The 20,728-nt window shown below is 58.9% G+C and carries 20 protein-coding genes; 13 read left to right on the top strand and 7 right to left on the bottom strand.

Going from position 1 to position 20,728, the window contains the following annotated elements:
* Window positions 1–139: 139 nt before the first annotated feature.
* Window positions 140–1,534, bottom strand: coding sequence for a dihydrolipoyl dehydrogenase (gene lpdA / locus AC2FLO_RS03775; protein WP_480584815.1), 1,395 nt, complete (start codon window positions 1,532–1,534; stop codon window positions 140–142).
* Window positions 1,535–1,750: 216 nt separating this feature from the next.
* Between lpdA and AC2FLO_RS03770 the strand changes: the two genes are divergently transcribed.
* Window positions 1,751–2,185, top strand: a complete 435-nt coding sequence (locus AC2FLO_RS03770; protein WP_496751385.1) for a hypothetical protein — start codon at window positions 1,751–1,753, stop codon at window positions 2,183–2,185.
* Window positions 2,186–2,221: 36 nt separating this feature from the next.
* On the opposite strand, the gene AC2FLO_RS03765 is transcribed toward AC2FLO_RS03770, so the two are convergent.
* The 4 genes from AC2FLO_RS03765 to AC2FLO_RS03750 all read right to left on the bottom strand — a co-directional run bounded on the left by AC2FLO_RS03765 (window position 2,222) and on the right by AC2FLO_RS03750 (window position 8,756).
* The gene (locus tag AC2FLO_RS03765) at window positions 2,222–2,797 is read right to left on the bottom strand and encodes a DUF924 family protein (protein WP_496751962.1); all 576 of its coding nucleotides are present in this window, start codon (window positions 2,795–2,797) and stop codon (window positions 2,222–2,224) included.
* A gap of 109 nt (window positions 2,798–2,906) precedes the next feature.
* Window positions 2,907–4,184 carry an MFS transporter gene (locus tag AC2FLO_RS03760; RefSeq protein ID WP_480504774.1) on the bottom strand — a complete coding sequence of 426 codons (1,278 nt, stop codon included), beginning with the start codon at window positions 4,182–4,184 and terminating at the stop codon, window positions 2,907–2,909.
* Between the two features lie 108 nt (window positions 4,185–4,292).
* Window positions 4,293–5,342 (bottom strand): tRNA preQ1(34) S-adenosylmethionine ribosyltransferase-isomerase QueA, encoded by a 1,050-nt coding sequence (gene queA, locus AC2FLO_RS03755; RefSeq protein WP_496751383.1) that lies wholly within the window; start codon window positions 5,340–5,342, stop codon window positions 4,293–4,295.
* Window positions 5,343–5,384: 42 nt separating this feature from the next.
* On the bottom strand, window positions 5,385–8,756 hold the full coding sequence (locus tag AC2FLO_RS03750; protein ID WP_496811634.1) for a YhdP family protein: 3,372 nt from the start codon (window positions 8,754–8,756) through the stop codon (window positions 5,385–5,387).
* Between the two features lie 80 nt (window positions 8,757–8,836).
* Between AC2FLO_RS03750 and AC2FLO_RS03745 the strand changes: the two genes are divergently transcribed.
* The 7 genes from AC2FLO_RS03745 (at window position 8,837) to AC2FLO_RS03715 (ending at window position 14,874) form a co-directional block, all read left to right on the top strand.
* Window positions 8,837–9,298, top strand: coding sequence for a peroxiredoxin (locus AC2FLO_RS03745; RefSeq protein ID WP_209503615.1), 462 nt, complete (start codon window positions 8,837–8,839; stop codon window positions 9,296–9,298).
* 89 nt (window positions 9,299–9,387) lie between these two features.
* Window positions 9,388–10,206: a ferritin-like domain-containing protein gene (locus tag AC2FLO_RS03740; protein ID WP_496751960.1), complete on the top strand. Its 819-nt coding sequence runs from the start codon at window positions 9,388–9,390 to the stop codon at window positions 10,204–10,206.
* Window positions 10,207–10,379: 173 nt separating this feature from the next.
* Window positions 10,380–11,711: a DUF5930 domain-containing protein gene (locus AC2FLO_RS03735; protein WP_496751379.1), complete on the top strand. Its 1,332-nt coding sequence runs from the start codon at window positions 10,380–10,382 to the stop codon at window positions 11,709–11,711.
* Window positions 11,701–12,201 carry a bactofilin family protein gene (locus AC2FLO_RS03730; RefSeq protein ID WP_209596778.1) on the top strand — a complete coding sequence of 167 codons (501 nt, stop codon included), beginning with the start codon at window positions 11,701–11,703 and terminating at the stop codon, window positions 12,199–12,201. Before AC2FLO_RS03735 ends, AC2FLO_RS03730 begins: the two co-directional genes overlap by 11 nt.
* Window positions 12,202–12,319: 118 nt before the next feature.
* Window positions 12,320–13,141 (top strand): M90 family metallopeptidase, encoded by an 822-nt coding sequence (locus AC2FLO_RS03725; protein ID WP_496751377.1) that lies wholly within the window; start codon window positions 12,320–12,322, stop codon window positions 13,139–13,141.
* A gap of 102 nt (window positions 13,142–13,243) precedes the next feature.
* Window positions 13,244–13,933, top strand: coding sequence for an aquaporin Z (gene aqpZ, locus AC2FLO_RS03720; RefSeq protein WP_480584834.1), 690 nt, complete (start codon window positions 13,244–13,246; stop codon window positions 13,931–13,933).
* A gap of 98 nt (window positions 13,934–14,031) precedes the next feature.
* Window positions 14,032–14,874, top strand: a complete 843-nt coding sequence (locus AC2FLO_RS03715; protein ID WP_496751375.1) for an alpha/beta fold hydrolase — start codon at window positions 14,032–14,034, stop codon at window positions 14,872–14,874.
* Between the two features lie 41 nt (window positions 14,875–14,915).
* Here the strand turns inward: AC2FLO_RS03715 and AC2FLO_RS03710 are convergent, their stop codons facing one another.
* Complete coding sequence (locus tag AC2FLO_RS03710) at window positions 14,916–15,473, bottom strand: peptidylprolyl isomerase (protein ID WP_209503603.1); 558 nt, start codon at window positions 15,471–15,473, stop codon at window positions 14,916–14,918.
* Entirely contained in the window at window positions 15,466–15,972 is a 507-nt protein-coding gene (locus AC2FLO_RS03705) for a peptidylprolyl isomerase (protein WP_209503601.1), read from the bottom strand. Before AC2FLO_RS03705 ends, AC2FLO_RS03710 begins: the two co-directional genes overlap by 8 nt.
* Before the next feature lie 133 nt (window positions 15,973–16,105).
* Here AC2FLO_RS03705 and AC2FLO_RS03700 point away from each other — a divergent pair, with 133 nt between their 5' ends.
* The 5 genes from AC2FLO_RS03700 (at window position 16,106) to AC2FLO_RS03680 (ending at window position 20,728) form a co-directional block, all read left to right on the top strand.
* Window positions 16,106–17,296: a phosphoglycerate kinase gene (locus AC2FLO_RS03700; protein WP_480584838.1), complete on the top strand. Its 1,191-nt coding sequence runs from the start codon at window positions 16,106–16,108 to the stop codon at window positions 17,294–17,296.
* 72 nt (window positions 17,297–17,368) lie between these two features.
* Window positions 17,369–17,713 (top strand): lysozyme inhibitor LprI family protein, encoded by a 345-nt coding sequence (locus tag AC2FLO_RS03695; protein ID WP_496751373.1) that lies wholly within the window; start codon window positions 17,369–17,371, stop codon window positions 17,711–17,713.
* 141 nt (window positions 17,714–17,854) lie between these two features.
* Window positions 17,855–18,154, top strand: coding sequence for an FtsB family cell division protein (locus tag AC2FLO_RS03690; protein WP_209503595.1), 300 nt, complete (start codon window positions 17,855–17,857; stop codon window positions 18,152–18,154).
* Between the two features lie 159 nt (window positions 18,155–18,313).
* Complete coding sequence (gene pdhA, locus AC2FLO_RS03685) at window positions 18,314–19,303, top strand: pyruvate dehydrogenase (acetyl-transferring) E1 component subunit alpha (RefSeq protein WP_209503593.1); 990 nt, start codon at window positions 18,314–18,316, stop codon at window positions 19,301–19,303.
* Window positions 19,304–19,318: 15 nt separating this feature from the next.
* A complete protein-coding gene (locus AC2FLO_RS03680; RefSeq protein ID WP_496751371.1) occupies window positions 19,319–20,728 on the top strand; it encodes a pyruvate dehydrogenase complex E1 component subunit beta in 1,410 nt (469 codons plus the stop codon).

Genomic DNA, 20,728 nt, shown 5'->3' with positions numbered 1-20,728 from the left:
GCCTCGCGCTCCGGGATATTTGCAGCCAGATGAATAAAGGATCCCTGCTTCATCTGGCCCAAAATATCCCGGGGGAGGCGCGCGGCACGCGCGGGGCGGGGGCAGAGCCCCCCACCCGGCCGGGGCAAATACGCCGATCTTACATATGGATCACGCGACCATAGGCATCCAGCACGCTTTCGTGCATCATCTCTGACAGTGTCGGGTGCGGGAAGACGGTGTTCATCAGGTCTTCTTCCGTTGTCTCCAACTGGCGACCAACCACGTATCCCTGAATCAGTTCGGTGACTTCGGCACCGATCATGTGGGCGCCCAGCAACTCGCCTGTTTTTGCATCGAATACGGTTTTGATCAGCCCGTCCGGTTCACCCAAAGCGATGGCCTTGCCATTGCCGATAAAGGGGAAGCGGCCGACTTTGATGTCGTAACCCAGTTCTTTAGCTTTTGCTTCGGTATATCCAACCGACGCAACCTGAGGCTGGCAATAGGTGCACCCTGCGATGCTTTCGGGTTTGACCGGATGCGCATGTTGACCAGCGATGAGGTCCGCGACCATAACACCCTCGTGGCTTGCTTTGTGCGCAAGCCAGGGCGCGCCCGCGATGTCACCGATCGCATAAAGGCCCTCAACCCCGGTGCGGCAATACTCGTCCGTGACTACATGTGTCCGGTCGATCTTGACGCCCAGAGCTTCCAGACCGAGGTTTTCGACATTGCCAACGATCCCGACGGCCGAGATCACTGTGTCGAACTCGTGTTTTTCAAACTTGCCTTTAACCTCGATATGCGCGGTCACTTTCCCCTTGCCACGATCCAACTGCTTGACCATGGCCTTTTCCATGATGGTCATGCCCTGTTTGGTGAACGCCTTCTTGGCCAATGCGCTGATCTCGGCATCTTCTACCGGCAACACCCGGTCCATCACCTCAACGACCGTGGTGTCTGCGCCCAGCGTATTGTAGAAGCTGGCGAATTCGATGCCGATCGCACCAGACCCGATGACGAGCAGTTTTTTCGGCATCCGCGGCGGTTGCAGCGCGTGCTTGTAGGTCCAGACCAGATCGCCATCAGCTTCAAGGCCCGGCAGTTCCCGTGCCCGTGCCCCGGTTGCGAGAATGATGTTCTTGGCCGTCAGTTCCTCGGTGCCTTTGTCGGTCTTGACGCTGACCCTGCCCTTTGCGGGGATCGTGGCCTGACCCATCACAACGGCAACCTTGTTCTTCTTCAGCAGATGGCCGATGCCACCTGACAGCTGCGCAGCTACGCCACGGGATCGTTTGACCACCGCGTCCAGGTCATATCCGATCTTTTCGGCTTTCAGACCGAAATCCTTGGCGCGCTCCATCAGATGGAACACTTCGGACGACCGCAACAGCGCCTTGGTGGGAATACAGCCCCAGTTCAGGCATATCCCCCCCAAATGCTCGCGCTCGACAACCGCGGTTTTCAAACCCAGCTGGGCTGCGCGGATTGCAGCGACATAGCCGCCGGGGCCAGCCCCGATTACGATCAGATCATAGGATTGTGCAGCCATGTGTTCCTCTCGGCGCAGGAGTTGAAAATTTTAGTTTACCATTAAACTATTATTCGGAACGCATCAATATACCCATCCCGCGACAAATAGGACGCAGGGTAAGCGATGCCTGAACTTGCGGATTTCAGCCTATACCCCGGGCCATGCAATGGCTAGAAAAGAAACGCCGACACCGGTCGGACCTATTCTTCTCTCAACCCATTCAAGGGGCTGACCATGGCCAAAACTCTGAAAGATCTGCTGCTTGCCCTGCTCAACGCCACATTGATACTTGTTGCGCTGTGCCTGTTTCTGGGCTGGAAACTGGCGTCGAAAGCCGAAAGCATCACTGCTGAAGTCTCGCAAACGGTTCAAGCCGTGACCCCCCTCCGGGATGAGGCGAAGGGCATTCGGGACGAGCTTGCGGCGCTGCGGACTGATTTGACGGCGATTTCACAGCAAGACACGTTGGCAGACAGCCAAGCCGCGCAAAACCTCCAGGCAACGCTGGGCCGCCTGAATGCAGCAGAACAGAAGCTGCAAACGGTTCAGGAGCGGATTTCGAAACTTGCTGACACGCCAGAAGTGCTGATTGCGCAGGCGATCCAAACCGGTGCCGATATCGCGGCGGAACACGTTTTGGCAGTGCGGGGATGCACGCCTGAGTCATAAAGCGCAACGCGGCCAAAGCGCGGTTGCGTTTAGCGCTTAGCCCGTCGCCTGTAGTTCGCGCACGGTTGTCCCGTACCCGCCCATATCGACATAAGCAGTTTCGTGCGGGGTCGAGCTGCGGGACAACGCTGCGTTCCGATACGGGAAACGACCAAACTTGCGGATCACCTCGCGATGCGCTCTGGCGTGCAGCAGGTTGCTTGCGTCGCTGCTCATGTTTTGGCAGATCAGACGCACACAGCGTTCCTGATCACACAGGTTTTCCGAGTGCATCATGGGCAGGTAAAAGAACTGTCTGGCCGGTTCGTCGATCTTCTTGTCCCAGCCTTTGTCGACTGCGCATTTTGCTGCCGCCAATGCCGCACGATCAGTCGAGAAGGCACGCGCCTCCCCTCGGAACATGTTACGTGGGAACTGATCTGTCAGGATGATATAAGCAAGCGCCCCGCTGGGGTAAGTCAACCAGAGCGAAAACCGGCCCGCTGCCGCCGCTTCCCAAGTTGGCTGAAACCGCGCCCGAATGTCTGCATCCAGCGCCTCATCCTCAAGATACCAACCCTTAGGGCTAACTTCATCTAACCAAAAACTCAATACTTCTTCAGGCGTTACCATTGCCTTAAACTCCGTCAATTGCCCGCGCCCCAGACGTAACGTCATTTAAGTCCCTTTTACAGAACTGTTACAGTAACATATTGCAACACAAACGACATAATTCCGTGTCTCAAGCGGTTTCGCGCGAACCCTCTTCGAACTCGGCTTCTGCCGCCTCTATCGCAACTTCCTGTGCAACCTCGAATGCAACGGGCGATGCGGTTGGATAAAGCGTCGACATGGTGCTGGTTTCATCAACAGGAATGGCTGCACGCTGGGTCATCCGGTAGACCGAATAGGCGGCCAACGCGACAAGCAACACGGCGATGATCAGGAAAAAGCCCGGAGGGCCAAACACCGCGTCACCCATCAGCCAACCTGTGATAACAGGTCCGGTAATTGCCCCAAGGCCGTTGATAAAGATCAGGCCGCCGGATGCCGCGGCCATGTCTTCGTATTCCAGAAAATCGTTGGTGTGCGCAATCAGCAATGAATACAAAGGGTTGGTCATTCCGCCGATCACAAAAGCAGACGCCAGAAGGATTTCGAAGGAAAAGCCATAAAGCATACCACTGACGGCGCCAACAGCCCCGGTTGCCGCAACCAACAGGATCAGGAAACGCCTGTCCATCCGGTCGGAAAACCAGCCCAGCGGGTATTGCAGGACAATTGCCCCAACATAGAACGCCGCCACAAATGCCGAGATTTCAACCAAGGACAATCCGGCCTGAGCGCCATAAACCGCCGACATCCCAAACTGCGCCGAGAACACGCCCCCCAGCAGGAACATGCCGACACACCCCAGCGGAGAGCTTTTCATCAACTCCCGCAGCGTCATCGGCTTGGTGGTATCGAACGCCGGAGTTGGTGAGATCGACAGCAAAATCGGTGCGAAAGAAACCGAAACAAGGATCGAGGCGATCACGAATGTTTCGTACCCGGCCGGGTCGCCCAACAGGAAAAGGCCCTGCGCGCCGATGATACCCAACATCTGAACGATCATGTAAAGCGACAGGGCCTGCCCGCGGTTTTCATTATTGGCTGCATTGTTGAGCCAGCTTTCCGCAGTGACGTAAACGCCCGAGAAACAGAACCCGATCACCACGCGCCCCAGAACCCAGGCAATCGGGTCTGCCAGCATCGGATACATGATCATCACGGCGGAAATGAAAGACGCCAGTGCCGCAAAGACCCGCACATGGCCAACACGCCGGATCATCTCGGGCGCAAGCCGCGAACCGCCCAGAAAACCAACGAAATAAGCTGACATTACAAAAGACATCTCAAGGGTCGAAAATCCCTCAAGCTGTCCGCGAACACCCAGGATCGTGCCCTGAAGGCCGTTTCCGACCATCAGCAACCCCATGCCGAGCAACAATGCCCATGCGCTGGACAGAACCTGAATCATTTGGGCCTCCGATAGGTGCCAACCTTGTTTGAGTTTTGTTCTGCGATCAAAGACCGCTTCCATCGCGCTTGTCTACGACATTCCCTGTCGGTGATGCCGTATGCGCGCCTATCCGGGGATCAAAAGCGACGCATCGCCATAAGAAAAGAACCGGTATTTCTGCGCGATGGCATGGGCGTAAATATCACGCATCCGGTCCTGACCCATCAACGCCGAAACCAGCATCAGCAACGTGGATTTCGGCAGATGAAAATTTGTCATCAGCGCATCGGTAACGTGAAACCGGAAACCGGGATAGATGAAGATATCGGTGTCACCTTCCCACGGTTCGATCGTGCCCGAACGCGCAGCACTTTCGATCAGGCGCAGGGCAGTGGTGCCCACCGGGATGACACGCCCGCCAGCAGCTTTGGTGGCCTGTATCTCGGCGACAGCCTCGGCGCTGACCTGCCCCCATTCGGCATGCATCTTGTGGGTTGTCACATCCTCGACCTTGACCGGCAGGAAGGTTCCGGCGCCAACATGCAGGGTCACATGTGTGACGGCGACACCCCGTTCCGACAAAGCCTGCATCAGGGCATCGTCAAAATGCAACGAGGCGGTCGGCGCTGCCACCGCACCGGACTTGCGGGCCCAGATGGTCTGATAATCCGTCTTGTCCTGCTCATCGGCCGGACGTTTGGCGGCGATATAGGGCGGCAACGGCATCGCACCGGCCTGATCCAGTGCCTTGTCGAAATCCTGACCGCTGAGATTGAAGCGCAAAAAGGCCTGCCCGTCTTTCACCCGATCCAGCGTCGCGCTCAGATCGGCGGAAAATACAATCTCTTCCCCCGGCTTCACTTTCTTCAGCGGCTTGATGAGCGCAGACCAGGTGCCATCGGCCTGCGGATCCAGCAGAGTGGCCTCGACCCCGGCGGAAACCGGGCCTTGCGCGCTGTCCCTGTGGCGCCGCCCGTTCAGACGCGCCGGGATAACGCGTGTGTCGTTCAACACCAGCCGGTCACCCGGACGCAGGAAATCGGGCAGATCGAACACGTGGCTGTCCACTGTACCACCCCCCTGCGCCACAAGCAGGCGCGCAGAGGATCGCGGGCAGGCAGGCCGCGTGGCAATCAGGTCGTCGGGCAGGTCGAAATCAAAATCGCTGAGCTTCATGACCGCGCCTTACAACCCCAAAAAAGATTCTGCCATATCTCCTCAGCGATCACTGGGAGGAGAGCCAAAAGTCGGTTTCGGCTCGTCAGGTTCCACCGGCGCAGCATTGGGGCCATCCGAGACCGTTGGCGCAGGCTGACGCAAGAGATCACGCAGAAACAGGGGCGCCAGACCGGACAGAGGGTTCACCGCGACTTTGGGCGAAGATATCCGCCCGGTCAGCGTGTAATTGAACCCAATGACGCCTTCACCCTTGCGGGTAAACACGCTGCCAACGGCATTGAGAAGGTAAATCGGTGAAATCGCCCCCCGCAGGTTCAGCAGGCTGTTCACGGTGTCGATTGTGCCATCAAACGAAAGCCCCATTGACGGGCCAACAGCGCTGCCACTCAGCACTTTGATGTCAGTGGGCGATATCCTCATGCGGCTGTCAATCGCCGAAAAGAAGATCCCCTGCCCGGCCATCTCGTCCAGCAGACCAACAAGGCTGATCGCGTTCAGGATCGCGGCCATGGCCGGGGCATCGGTGATCCGCGTATTTACGATTTTCAGGATCACGTCGTAACTGCCGGGCGCAGCCACCGGTTCAAGCTTGAGGTCCAGATCACCGCCGCGCGCCTGTGTCAGAACCCCGGCTGATCGCAAAACGGCCCCCGCGTCTTTCGACGTCAGGTCAACGGCGCTTCGATTTCCCCGCGGGGTCACTTGACCGGCAACAGCCGCTCCGCCGTTCACCCGCGCTGTGAAAGTGCCATTTACGCCACCGGTCGTCTGGAACGCGCCCCGGAAACCTGTCAGCGCAACAGTTTCGGTGACCTGAAGACGGTCCAATGTCACGTCCAGTTTTGGTCCGGCACCTCCGCCTCCGCCCGATCCGCCGCTTTCCCCGAAGTTTGCACGCCCCATGTTCAGCACACCGCCTAAGACGCGGATATCCGGGACAGCAGCCCCCCGCCCGATCAGTTCCGCCGGAACCGCGAGCCAGTCCCCCAGATCGAACGAGCTGAACTGGACACGGTCATATTCACTGTTTTCGTGAAAGGAAATGGATGCGGTTGTGCGCAGTCCCGCTGCGTTGATCCGCAGGTCGTCCACTTTCAACTGCGCGCCCAACGTCGCGTCGGCAGTCAGCGATCCTTTGGTGTTCGCCGCCTTGCGCCAGCCGAGTTCAGGGATGGCTAGCGCCACGCCCTGAAGGTCCGAAGCAACAGACAGTTTCGGAGGTGCCCCAGCACCCAGGCCCAGTGTAATATCGGCAACCCCTTTGCCCGTCAGCATCCCCGGCGGCAGGCCGGCCCTGATCTCATCCATCAGACGCGGGGACAGTTCGATCTGGCCGGTCAAGGTGCTACGCTGTTCGGTTTCGCCGTCAATAGGCTGCTGCCAAAGCGCTTCTAGCGGAACATCGCCGAACTGCCCCAGTCCCTGAATCTGAACACCCGACTGATTGCCGGAAATATCCAGCATCGGGGCACTTACGGAAAATCCCGGCACCAGACGGTCACTGGACAGATTGGCCAGCGTTCCGTTGAAGTGAAATTCGGTATCCTGAAACTTCAGCTCTTTTATCAGCGGCAGGGACAGCGTTCCGGTCAACGCAACCGTGCCTTTGGCAACGTCAACGGGCAACCCGGCCTTGCTCAGCAATTCCAGCGGTGGTCGGTCCAGCAGCGACAATGCAGAGGTCACGCTGCCCTTTGCCTGAATACGCGCGATGCCGGGTGCGGATTTCTTGATATCCGTGTCAGGTATGATGAAGGACGTCCCCGCGGCATCCACACTCCCCCCGTCATCGGCGACCACCACCCCCTGCTGCGCGGTGACCGTAAACCGGCTGTCGATCAGACTGGCCTGACCTTGTGCATCTTCGATCGGCGGCAGGGTCTTGGCAAAGCGGACCTTGGCTTGCTCGAACCCGAAATCAAGATACAGATCCGGTTTGGAACCGGGCTCCAGACGCAGGGCGAAATCCATGTCCGACAAAACCCCCTGATAGAGGTTTTCCGTCACCCATTCCCGTGGCTTCGGCGCCAGACGCTCGGGCCAGTAACTCAGAACATTGTCCGAGCTCATCTGATCCAGATGGGCATCCAGCGCCACAGCCCAGCCATCGGGACGCCCGTGCAAAACCCCGAAGGCGCGCACGGTATGACCCGGATCCTCGATGGTCATCTGGCCAAGGCGCAACTGGAACGGGTTGAACGCCATCTTGAAATCCACGCTGGCACGCGACAGCTGAATCGGCTCCGGGAAAAGATTTGCCGGGTTCACATTGATCCCGGACAAGCGCAGCTGCGTCTCCAGACTGTCCAGCACACCGTCCTCAGCCCCTTGCAGAAACGCCTTTCCATCGGCCTGAACTGTGCCCCAGGCCGACACCACCGATACCTCATTGAAGTCCAGCATCTGGGCTTTCGGGTCATAGGTGAAATACGTGCGGGCAGATTCGAAAGGAACCGGGCGCGTTTCCGGGTTGGGCTGCACCGCCCCGGCCCCCAGATTGAGGGTTGCGAACACGGTTCCTGTGGCCCCGTTCTCATCGACACTGCCCCGCAAAGCCCCTGAAATCGGAGCGCGCAGAACCTGCAACCACGCAAGGGCCGGGCTTTGGCCTGCTATGTCTTCGGCCGGAAGATCGGTGACCGAGATGCCGAAACTGGCGGCAGGCGTGCCCAGTACGCTGGTATAGTTGGCTTCGATACTGCTGACATAGTCACGCCCGGCCAGAACCGAAAACCCGGTCGCAAGCCGCACTTCGTTGTCACTGCGGTTCGCCTGAATATGCCCACCGTCCAGAACCCACGACCGCCCCTGCCGCAGGTCGCGGTAATCCAGCGTAATCGCATCAAGTTCGACCGAGGTCAGCGCCGACAGGAGCGGAGACTGAAACACCTCGTCCGATCCCTCGATCAGCTGTGCAAGGTCCGGCGCTTCCTGCACCGGCGCGCTGCCCGATCCCACGGTCAGGGTCAGCGCCCCGTCCTGATCGCGGGTCATGGCGATCTGCGCGCCACTCAGAATGATGCGCTTGGGCCGGACCTGACCGCGCAGCAAGGGGCGCATGGCCAGGCTGGCGCGCATATCGGATACCTGCGCAATCTGCTGGCCTGCGGCGTCACTGATGGCAACATCGGTCAGCCGCAGACGAGGGCGCCAGCCTTCGTGGATGATGAAACTGACGTCTCCAAACCGGATTTGCAGCCCGCCCAGCGCCCGTTCCAGCCGGGCTTCGACCCTGTCGCGCAGCCACACAGGCGCGTGCATCCTCTGCCCCACGACCATGAAACCGGTGAACATCGCCAGAAGCACCAGCACGATGGCCCCACGCATGGCCCACAGACCAGCGGTGCGGCGGCGCGACCGACGGCGCACAGGCTTGCCCGGCTTTGCTTCGTCGTCTTCGTGCTGCTTCAATTTGCTATCCACGCCTTCCAACCCGCACGCGTTGCCCTATGATGACGGGCAGCCTTTAAAAACCTTTAGCGGAGTTTCCAATGCCCGACGTTTCAGACATCGCCCCCGACTTCACTTTGCCGCGCGACGGCGGTGGCGAGGTGACGCTTTCGGCGTTGCGCGGTGGCACCGTGGTTTTGTTCTTCTATCCCCGTGATGATACGCCGGGGTGCACCAAGGAATCCATCGGTTTCTCAGAGCAGCTTCAGGCGTTTACCGATGCAGGGGCTCACGTTTTCGGCATTTCACGGGACAGCGTCGCCAAGCATGACAAGTTTGTCGCCAAACACGGGCTGACCACTCCGCTCTTGTCGGACGAAGGTTCGACCGTCTGCGAAGACTATGGCGTATGGGTTGAAAAGAACATGTATGGCCGGAAATCGATGGGGATCGAGCGATCGACCTTTGTCATTGATAGCGAGGGCCGCATTGCCAAGGTCTGGCGCAAGGTCAAGGTGCCCGGCCACGTGGATGAGGTGCTGGAAGCGGTGAAAGCGATCTAAGCCCCCCTCGACCTGCCGCGCCATCCGGTCTATCACCCGCGCTGACATGCCTAAGGCGGAGCGACCCGGTGCCCAAAACACTGACACAGATGGCGACAGAGGTTCTGACAACAGCGGACGGGCGGGCCAAAACCGCCCTGTCCAAAACCCATGCCGCCGCGTGGTTTGCCTCCCGCAAGGCCGAGGGTGAGCCGATCGAGATCGGCACCGCATCACCGCCCCTGTCCCCCGCGCGCCCGGACAAGCCCGCGCTGTTGTCTCCGCGCGAAGTACCCAAACGGAAACCGGGTACCGAGGCCGGGCGCATTGCCCTGCTACACGCGGTTGCCCATATCGAGCTGAACGCCGTCGATCTGCACTGGGACATCATCGCGCGCTTTGGCCATGTACCCATGCCCATCGGGTTCTATGATGACTGGGTGAAATGCGCCGAAGAAGAATCGCGCCATTTCGAGATGGTCTGCGATTGTCTGGAACAGATGGGCAGCCACTATGGCGCCCTGCCCGCCCATGCTGGCATGTGGCGCGCCGCCGAAGATACAGCCGAAGATCTGATGGGGCGGCTGGCCGTTGTGCCTATGGTGCTTGAGGCGCGGGGGCTTGATGTCACTCCTGGCATGATCGAGATATTCCGCAAGGCCAAGGCCGCGCAGGCCATCGCCGCGCTCGAAGTGATATATGCCGAAGAGGTCGGCCACGTCGCTTACGGCTCAAAATGGTTCCACTTCCTGTGTGGCCGCGAAAACGCCGACCCCAAGGATGTGTTTCACGCGCTGGTCCGGCGGTACTTCCACGGTGTTCTCAAGCCCCCCTTCAACGAAGAAAAACGGGCAGAAGCCGGGTTGCCCCCCGATTTCTACTGGCCCCTGACCGAAGACCTGCCTGCACCCGGAGACCTCTCGAACTGACACTTCTGCGTCATTTTCGGCAAAATCTCGCCGATCTTTGGGGGATTTCTGCGTCGTTTGCACTTGATTGGTCAACAAACTTGCCCGAACGCCGCTGCCGCTTTATGCAATCGGCGCAAGGGACGGCAGGCACTCACGACCGGTTCCGATCTTGGGGATGAAAGGTAGGGCGCGTGCGAACACGTCTGGCAATAAAACTGCACTCACTGCTTGAGAGGCATTTCCCGGAACGCCGGGTCTTTCTGAAATCCGACACAGACACAAAATTTATCCGGCTCAGTTCGGAAACTCAGGTCGTCGCAGTGGCCGGTGTTGCCGTCATGGTCGGATGGACAGCGGTTGCGACAGCCATACTGCTGATGGACAGCATCGGGGCCGGGAATTTCCGGGAACAGGCAAAGCGCGATCAGGCCATCTATCAGGAACGCCTGAACACCCTGTCGGCAGAACGCGATTCCCGTGCGCATGAGGCACTGGCCGCTCAGGACCGATTCAATGCCGCGCTGGACCAGATTTCCGCGATGCAGTCGGAACTGCTGGCCTCGGAAAACCGTCGCCGCGAGCTTGAGACAGGTATTGAAGTCATCCAGACGACATTGCGCGCCACGATGAAACAGCGCGAGGAGGCGCGCTCAGAGCTGGCCCAATTGAAACAGGACACCAGCGGATCCGATATGTATGCTGCGGTTTCCAGCGCCCCGGTGCAGATGGCCTTTATGACGGACGCCTTGGCGCGAACCGCCAAAGAACGCGACCTGATCGCCACCAACGCGCGGGACGCGCTGGAACAGCGGGACGATCTGGAACTGGAAATCCGTCTGATGCAGGAACGCAGCGACGAGATTTTCCGCCAGTTGGAAGAGGCGATGGTCATCTCGGTCGAGCCTCTGGACAAGATGTTCCGTCAGGCCGGAATGCCGACAGATCGCATCATCGAAGAGGTCCGGCGCGGATATAGCGGTATGGGCGGTCCGCTGACCCCTTTATCCCTTAGCACACGCGGCGAAGAAGACGAGCTTTCGCCCGAAGAAGTCCGCGCAAACACGTTGCTGCGCCAGATGGATCAGCTGAACCTGTACCGGATTGCGGCGGAAAAGGCACCCTTCGCCAGCCCGGTCAAAAGCGCGTTTCGCTTTACCAGCGGATATGGTCGCCGCCGCGACCCAAAAACCGGCGGTAGCCGGATGCACAACGGCACGGATTTTGCCGCAGCGACTGGCACCGATATTTTTGCGACCGCTGATGGCGTGGTCACGCATGCCGGTTGGCAATCAGGCTTCGGACGCCTTGTGAAAATCAAGCACGCGTTCGGAATTGAGACACTTTATGCTCATAACACCAAGATCAACGTAAAGGTCGGCCAAAGGGTCTCGCGCGGGGATCATATTGCTGATATGGGTAACACCGGACGGTCCACCGGCACGCATCTGCACTACGAGGTGCGCGTGAACGGAAATCCCGTAAACCCAATGACTTACATCAAGGCTGCGAAAAATGTTTTCTAAAAGCAAAATCAACGAGCCCGCACCCAAAGCACCCGAGGCGGCCAAACCAGCCGCTCCGGCGACCCCAGCGGCTCCTGCTCCGGCTGACGCGAAACCTGCAATGGCACCCAAACCCAAGCCGCCGGCCTCGGTTCTGTCCTCGGATCTGCACATCACCGGCAACATCAAGACCAGCGGTGACATTCAGGTGGAAGGCACTGTCGAAGGCGACATCCGCGCCCATCTGCTGACCATTGGTGAATCGGCAACGATCAAGGGCGAAGTCACCGCAGATGACGTTGTGATCAACGGTCGCATCGTTGGCCGCGTGCGTGGTCTCAAGGTTCGCCTGACCTCGACCGCCCGTGTCGAAGGTGACATCATCCACAAGACCATCGCCATTGAAAGCGGCGCGCATTTCGAAGGCTCGGTTCAGCGTCAGGACGACCCCCTGAACCCCGGCCGCAGCGCCAAAGCGGGATCGAACCCGGCGGCAGAAGTCAAGCAGTAAGCAGACTGCATTTTATGTCAGGACGTCGTGGGGAAACCCGTGGCGTCTTTTCTTTTGCGTGCCCGGTTGATCCGGGTTTCCCGTTTTCGTCCCTATCTGATCACGCTACAGTCGATCCATGTTGCTTTTTCTGACGGTTGTCGCGCTGATCGCTGGCGCTGCGGCCTTTCACTTCTGGTCGAAAAGACAATCCCGCCTGACCTTGCTGGCCACGTCGCTGTCCCGGCACCAGCGCGATATTGTGAACGCTCAGGTGCCAATTATCCGGAAACTGCCCAAAGACCTGCGCGGGGCGCTGGAAGGAAAGATCAACCTGTTTCTTGATCAGGTCGATTTCGTCGGCTGCGACGGGCTGGACGTCACCGAAGACATGCAGGTGTCGATTGCCGCGCAAGCCTGTCTGCTCGTGGTGAATACGGACCAGTGGTATGACAACCTGACGACCATTCTGGTTTACCCCGGTGCCTTCAAGTCAAAACAGCGCCGCCACAGTGGCTATGTCGTCACTGAACAGGAAATCATCCGCAGCGGGGAAAGCTGGAACCGTGGCCCCGTGATCCTGTCTTGGGCCCACAGCCAGCGCGGAGCCCTGAATGATCACGATGGCCGGAACGTCGTCTTTCACGAGTTCGCGCACCAGCTTGATGACCTCTCGGGCGCAACCAATGGTGTTCCCGTGCTCAGCAATAGCCAAAGCTTTGGCGAATGGGAAACCGCCTTTCTGAACGGTTACAAGACACATGTTCACGCCGTGGAAAACGGAAAACCTACAGTGATCGATCCCTACGGCGCGGAAGGGCACGAAGAGTTCTTTGCCGTTTCGGTCGAAGCGTTCTTTGAACGTCCACATGCACTGAAATCCTCTGACCCGGCAATCTATGAACAGCTGTCAAAGCTTTTTCATCTTGATCCCGCTCAATGGCACAGCGGTCCGTTCTGACCCGATTGAGGAAGCGTCGAAAAAAATTCCCCGTTCGCAACAATTTAACATAAGCTAATTCTTGAATTACGGTTAACCTCATTATTGGGCGGAGGATTTTCTATGTCATCGAAACTACTTGCCGAGTTCTTCGGCACGTTCTGGTTGGTTCTGGGGGGCTGCGGCAGTGCCGTTCTGGCGGCTGGTGTGGCAGATGTCGGCATCGGCTGGCTTGGTGTTTCCTTTGCCTTTGGCCTTACCGTTTTGACGATGGCTTACACGGTCGGCCCAATTTCGGGCGGGCATTTCAACCCGGCCGTCAGTTTGGGCCTGATGATTGGAGGACGGTTTCCGGCCAAAGACCTTCTGCCTTATTGGGTTGCACAGGTCATTGGCGCAATTGCCGCCGCAGTGGTTCTGTACCTGATCGTCAGCGGGGCACCCGATTTCGCTGGTGTCGGTGGGTTTGCGTCAAACGGGTATGGTGAGGCCTCACCACAGGGATATTCGTTGATGTCGGCTTTGATCATCGAAATCGTGATGACCGCTTTCTTCGTTCTGATCATTCTGGGCGCGACGTCGGAAAAGGCACCCGCAGGGTTCGCTCCGATTGCCATCGGTCTGGCGCTGACCCTGATCCACCTGATCTCAATCCCAGTGACGAATACCTCCGTCAACCCGGCGCGCTCAACCGGCGTTGCCCTGTTTGCCGACGGCCCTGCATTGGCTCAGCTCTGGCTGTTCTGGGTAGCCCCCCTGATTGGCGGCGCAATCGGCGCTTTGATCTGGAAAGCAATGTCCTCGGATGACTGATCCGCGCGGGAAAGGTAATTATCCCGATTACTGAAAAACACGGTATCCTTCCGCCTAACCTGGCTTGGTTACGGCCTTTGGTTCAACGGGAGGATACAATGAAGACATTAACCACAGCATTTTTCCTAAGCTGCGCCGCGACGGCAGGCTGGGCCGAAGACAAATGGCTGAGCATCCCGCTAGCCCCCCAGATGCCCGCCGCCACCGAAGCGGGCACGGCAGAGATCAACGGCATCGACATGTATTACGCCACGTATGGCGATGCGGGCGGCACGCCGGTTCTGATGATCCACGGTGGGCTTGCCCATGGCGATGTCTGGGCCGCGCAGATTGCTGACCTGTCCCAGGACCACAGGGTAATCGTGGCGGATACGCGCGGGCACGGACGATCCACCAACGATGGCAGCCCCTATTCCTACGCGTTGTTGTCGCTGGATTATCTGGCGCTGCTGGATCATCTGGGTGTCGATCAGGTGCATCTGGTCGGCTGGTCCGACGGGGCAAATATCGGGTATTCAATCTCGACCACCAACCCGGATCGGCTGGCCAGTCACTTTGCCCATGCAGGCAATGTCACACTGGATGGGATCGATCCTTCGGTGGAAACCAACGAGGTGTTTGGCACTTATGTAGGCATGATGGCCCAAGATTATGCGGCCATGTCCCCGACTCCTGACGGGTTCGAAGCATTTCTTGGCGGCGTTGCAGCCATGTGGGGCACCGAAAAACCCGGCGGGCTTGAGGCGCTGTCATCGATCACCGTCCCGACACTTGTGGTTCAAAGCGCACATGACGAGGCCATTCTGATGGCGCATTCACAAGCAATTGCTGACGCGATTCCGGGCGCCAAGTTGCTTGTTCTGGATGATGTCAGCCACTTCGCATCTTTTCAGGATCCCGGTGCCTATACCCGTGCCATCCGCGATTTCATCGACCAATAGGCCAAAGAAAAAGCCCGGCGCTTGAGCCGGGCTAAATCATCTTATTCGGTAACGGTAACTTTTTTCATCACATCCGGTGCACCGATGATCGCACCGTTCTGGCCTTCGCCCCGCTTGATCGCGTCGACCACATCCATACCGTCGGTCACCTGACCAACCACGGTATACTGGCCGTCCAGAAACGGGCCGGGGGCGAACATGATGAAGAACTGCGAATTGGCCGAATCCGGATCGCTTGACCGGGCCATGCCGACAACACCCCTGTCAAAACTCACGTCCGAGAACTCGGCAGGCAAATCCGCGCGATCCGACCCGCCGCGCCCGGCATAACGCATGTCGAAGCCGTCTGCGCCCGAGTTGCCGTATTGCACGTCGCCGGTTTGCGCCATGAAGCCATCGATTACGCGATGAAACACGACGCCGTCATACTGACCGTCAGCAGCCAGAGCGGTGATCTGTTCCACATGCTGGGGTGCCACATCTTCGAACAGGTCGATCGAGATTGTGCCATTGGCCCCTTCCCCTTCGACCTCGATCTGCAAACCGCTGGCCAGCGCCGGGCTTGCCAGCAAGGCAAAAGCCGCAGCCAGTTTATGCATCTGCGGCCACCTTGACGCTGATCATGCGGTCCGGGCTTGCAGGCGGCTCGCCGCGTACAATCGCATCGACGTGCTCCATCCCGTCGATGACGCGGCCATAGACCGTGTACTGACCGTTCAGGAAGTGATTGTCCTTGAAGTTGATGAAGAACTGCGAATTGGCCGAATCCGGGTTCTGCGAGCGCGCCGCGCCCAGCGTGCCGCGATCATGGGGCAGCTTGGAAAATTCTGCCGGAACATTCGGCAGCGACGAACCGCCGGTGCCCGCCATGCGCAGGTTGAACCCGTCTTCCATATCGCCATGCTGCACGTCGCCGGTTTGCGCCATGAAACCGTCGATCACACGGTGAAAGGCCACATTGTCATATTCACCGCCACGGGCCAGTTCCTTCATCCTCGCACTGTGCAAAGGCGCTACATCCGGCAGCAGCTCGATGACGACATTGCCGCCTTTCAGCTCGATGATGATTGTGTTTTCGGGGTCTTTGATCTCGGCCATGAGGCCCTCCTGTCGTTTATCTTGCGCAAATACCTATGACGCACGCGTGCGAATGCCAAGTGACGCATTGACCTGAGGGCAAAATGCAGGAAAAGAACCGCCTAAATCGGTTGCCAACGACAAGGATCGCACAATGGGCTGGAAAACACTGGACGATATGGACCTGAACGGCAAACGCGTGCTGGTGCGTGTGGACATCAACGTGCCCGTGGTTGACGGTGTTGTGACCGACGCCACCCGTATCCAAAGGATCGTCCCCTCGGTACGCGATATTCTGGCCGCTGGCGGCAAACCGATCCTTCTGGCTCATTTTGGCCGTCCCGGTGGCGAACGGCGTGAAAGCCTGTCACTGAAACAACTGGTTCCGACTTTGGAAAGCGCTTTTGGTGCCAAGGTTCTCTTTGCCGCCGATTGCGTCGGGGCCGAGGCGGAACTGGCCGCCGGTGCCTTGCAACCCGGTCAGGTCCTGCTGCTCGAAAACACACGCTTTCACGCGGCCGAAACCAAGAACGACGCCGATCTGGCCGCTGGCATGGCCAAGCTGGGCGATGTCTATTGCAACGATGCGTTTTCAGCCGCGCACCGCGCCCACAGCTCGACCGAGGCCATCGCCCGTCTGCTGCCCGCCTGTGCGGGCCGTCTGATGCAGGCCGAGTTGCAGGCGCTGGAAAGCGCGCTGGGTGCGCCCAAGCGCCCGGTAACGGCGGTTGTCGGCGGCGCCAAGGTCTCGACCAAGCTGGAACTGCTGGGCAATCTGATCGACAAGGTCGATTATCTGGTGATCGGTGGCGGTATGGCGAACACATTCCTTGTCGCCCAAGGCATCAGCGTTGGCAAATCACTGGCTGAAACCGCAATGAAGGACACCGCAGCCGAAATTCTGGCCAAAGCCGAAAGCTCGGGCTGCCAGATCGTCCTGCCGCGTGACATTGTGGTGGCCGAGAAATTCGAAGCCAACGCACCCCACAAGGTTCTGCCAGCCGACCAGTGCCCCGAGGATGGCATGATCCTGGACGCGGGGCCGGAAAGCGTCACCGCGATTACCGCGATTTTCGACAAAAGCCAGACCCTGATCTGGAACGGCCCGCTGGGCGCGTTCGAGCTGGAGCCGTTCGACACGGCCACCAATGCCGCGGCCCTGAAAGCCGCAGCCCTCAGCCGGTCGGGTCAGCTGATCTCGGTCGCGGGTGGCGGTGACACGGTTGCGGCGCTGAATGCGTCGGGGGCAGCCAAGGATTTCACCTATATCTCGACCGCAGGCGGTGCATTCCTTGAATGGATGGAAGGCAAAACCCTGCCCGGTGTCGCTGCGCTGGAACAATAATCGGCACTGACCGCATTTGGCCGCTTGTCACGGTTCATGGTATAATCCCCTATTTGAATGGGGGATTATACAATGAGGTCATTATACCTGTTCGTCCTTCTCGCGATGCCGTGGCCTGCAACAGCACAATCCAGCTGCGGTGGCCAGACACAGCTTGATGCAAATTTCTGTGCCAAGGAACAATGGGAAGCTGTTGACCGCGACCTCAACCGATTGTGGAAACAGATCAAGCCGGTCGCTGATGCACGTGGCAACGGCGATGCCCTTCTGGATGAACAACGTGCGTGGCTAAAGGCGCGGGACGCCACTTGCGACAAGGAACTATCCGGCGGCGGCAGCGCTGCGCCCATGTTCTACTGGACCTGTATGAAAGAGCAGACGCGTGCAAGAAATCAGCAGCTTCAGTCCTGGCGCTGAGCTTTGACCGGGACGCACACGAAATACTGATGAAAAAACCGAATCAGGGGATTCACAACCCGAATCGCCTGTGACATAGTGCGATCAGAGGCTCGGAAAGAGCCCGTTATTGAGGCAAGTTTTCATACGGCGGTAAACAGAGTGTCCCGTTCCCATCGACCCGGTTTGGGTGCAGTTCTCTTCTTCTCGGTGGCTTTCATGCTGGGTGTGTATTTCACCTTTGCCGCCGTTCAGGGGGATTACGGCCTGTTTCGGCGGGTCGAAATTGCGGCGGAACGGGACGCTCTGTCACGCAGTCTGGAAAAACTGAATGTCGAAATCGCCGAGATGGAAAACCTGACACGGCGTCTGTCCGACACCTATCTGGATCTGGACCTGCTGGACCAGCAGGCGCGCTCGGTTCTGGGCATGATCCGGTCGGACGAAATTGTGATCCGCTGATCAAGGACCCTTTTCAGAAAAAGCAACTCAGGCCCGGCGTTTCGGCCAGGATGCGCCGCGCCGAACGCTGCGTCACATTTCCCCTCGCCAGAAAGCCCCAAATGCTTTATGAGATAGTTTAACGCTAAACTATCTGTCCGAAAGGGGGAGATCGCCACGATGGCTGCGCGAAAAACCACAAAGAAACCAAATGTTTCTGCGGAAGAACTCCAGACATACTACCGCGAGATGCTGCTGATCCGCCGATTCGAGGAAAAGGCCGGTCAGCTTTATGGCATGGGCCTGATCGGTGGGTTCTGCCACCTTTATATCGGACAAGAGGCCGTTGTTGTCGGGCTCGAGGCCGCCGCAGAGGAAGGCGACAAGCGCATCACCTCATATCGCGACCACGGTCACATGCTGGCCTGCGGAATGGATCCGGGCGGCGTTATGGCCGAACTGACCGGGCGCATTGGTGGCCTGTCCAAGGGCAAGGGCGGCTCGATGCACATGTTCTCGAAAGAAAAGCACTTCTATGGCGGGCACGGTATCGTCGGCGCGCAGGTTCCGCTGGGCGCGGGGCTGGCTTTTGCCGACAAGTACAAGGAAAACGGCCGCGTGACCTTCACCTATTTCGGGGACGGTGCTGCGAACCAGGGTCAGGTGTATGAGACCTTCAACATGGCGGCCATCTGGGGCTTGCCGGTGATTTTCGTGATCGAGAACAACCAATACGCCATGGGCACCGCTCAGTCCCGCTCGACCTCGACCAAGGACATCTTCCATCGCGGCGAGGCGTTCGGCATTCCGGGTGAGATCGTCAACGGCATGGATGTGCTGGCGGTCAAGGAAGCGGGTGAAAAAGCTGTCGCGCACTGTCGCGCAGGCAAAGGCCCCTATATCCTGGAAATCAAGACCTACCGCTATCGCGGCCACTCGATGTCTGACCCGGCCAAGTACCGTACCCGCGAAGAGGTTCAGAAGGTCCGCGAACAAAGCGACCCGATCGAACATGTGCGTGAGCTGCTGCTGACCGGCAAGCACGCGACCGAGGATGACCTGAAAGCGATCGACAAGGAAATCAAGGAGATCGTCAACCAGGCCGCCGAATTCTCGAAAGAAAGCCCCGAGCCTTCGGTCGAAGAGCTCTGGACTGACATTTACGCCTGAGAGGACGAATAAGACATGGCAACCGAAATTCTCATGCCCGCCCTTTCCCCCACGATGGAAGAGGGTACGCTGGCCAAATGGCTGGTCAAGGAAGGCGACACCGTATCCTCGGGCGACATCATGGCCGAGATCGAGACCGACAAGGCAACGATGGAGTTTGAGGCCGTCGATGAAGGCATCGTCGGCAAAATCCTGATCGCCGAGGGCACCGAAGGGGTCAAGGTGAACACCCCTATCGCAGTGCTGGTCGAAGAAGGCGAAGACGCCTCGGCCCTGCCCACAGCAGCCCCCGCAGCCGCAGCAGCCCCCGCAGCCGCAGCAGCCCCCGCAGCCGCAGCGGCGCCCGAGGCCGCCCCCACAGCAGCCCCGGCCCCGGCTCCTGCCGCAGCAGCCCCCGCTGCTCCGGCGGTGGACCTGTCACCCGACTGGCCCGCGGATGCCGAGATGAAGTCCGAAACCGTGCGCGAAGCCTTGCGCGATGCAATGGCCGAGGAAATGCGCGGTGATGAAAACGTCTATCTGATGGGCGAGGAAGTCGCTGAATATCAGGGGGCCTATAAAATCTCGCAGGGCCTGCTGGATGAATTTGGCTCCAAACGCGTGATCGACACCCCGATCACCGAACACGGGTTTGCCGGTATCGCGGTGGGTTCGGCCTTTGGCGGTCTGAAACCGATTGTCGAGTTCATGACCTTCAACTTCGCCATGCAGGCGATTGACCAGATCATCAACTCTGCGGCCAAAACGCTTTATATGTCCGGTGGTCAGATGGGGTGCCCCATCGTGTTCCGGGGGCCCAACGGGGCCGCGGCCCGCGTGGCCGCACAGCACAGCCAGGACTACGCCGCTTGGTACATGCAGATCCCCGGTCTGAAGGTCGTCATGCCTTATTCGGCTGCTGATGCCAAAGGTCTGCTGAAATCGGCCATCCGCGACCCCAACCCGGTTGTGTTCCTGGAAAACGAAATCCTCTACGGTCGCTCTTTCGAAGTGCCGCAGGTGGATGACCTGACCATTCCTCTGGGCAAGGCCCGCATCTGGCGTGAAGGCTCGGACGTGACCATCGTCAGCTTTGGCATCGGCATGCAATACGCGCTGGAAGCTGCTGACAAGCTGGCCGAAGACGGCATCAGCGCCGAAGTGATCGACCTGCGCACCATCCGCCCGATGGACACTGGCGCCATCATCAATTCGGTGATGAAGACCAACCGGCTGGTGACAGTGGAAGAAGGCTGGCCGCAGGGGTCCGTCGGCAGCTATATCAGTTCGGTCGTGATGCAGGAGGCGTTTGATTACCTCGACGCACCGGTCATCAACTGCACCGGCAAGGACGTTCCGATGCCCTATGCCGCGAATCTCGAAAAGCTGGCCCTGATCACCACGGATGAGGTGATCGCCGCTGTCAAACAAGTGACCTACCGGTAA

It is taken from the genome of Ruegeria sp. TASC047, from assembly GCF_059612445.1.
This window is presented reverse-complemented; position numbering and strand designations above follow the sequence as displayed.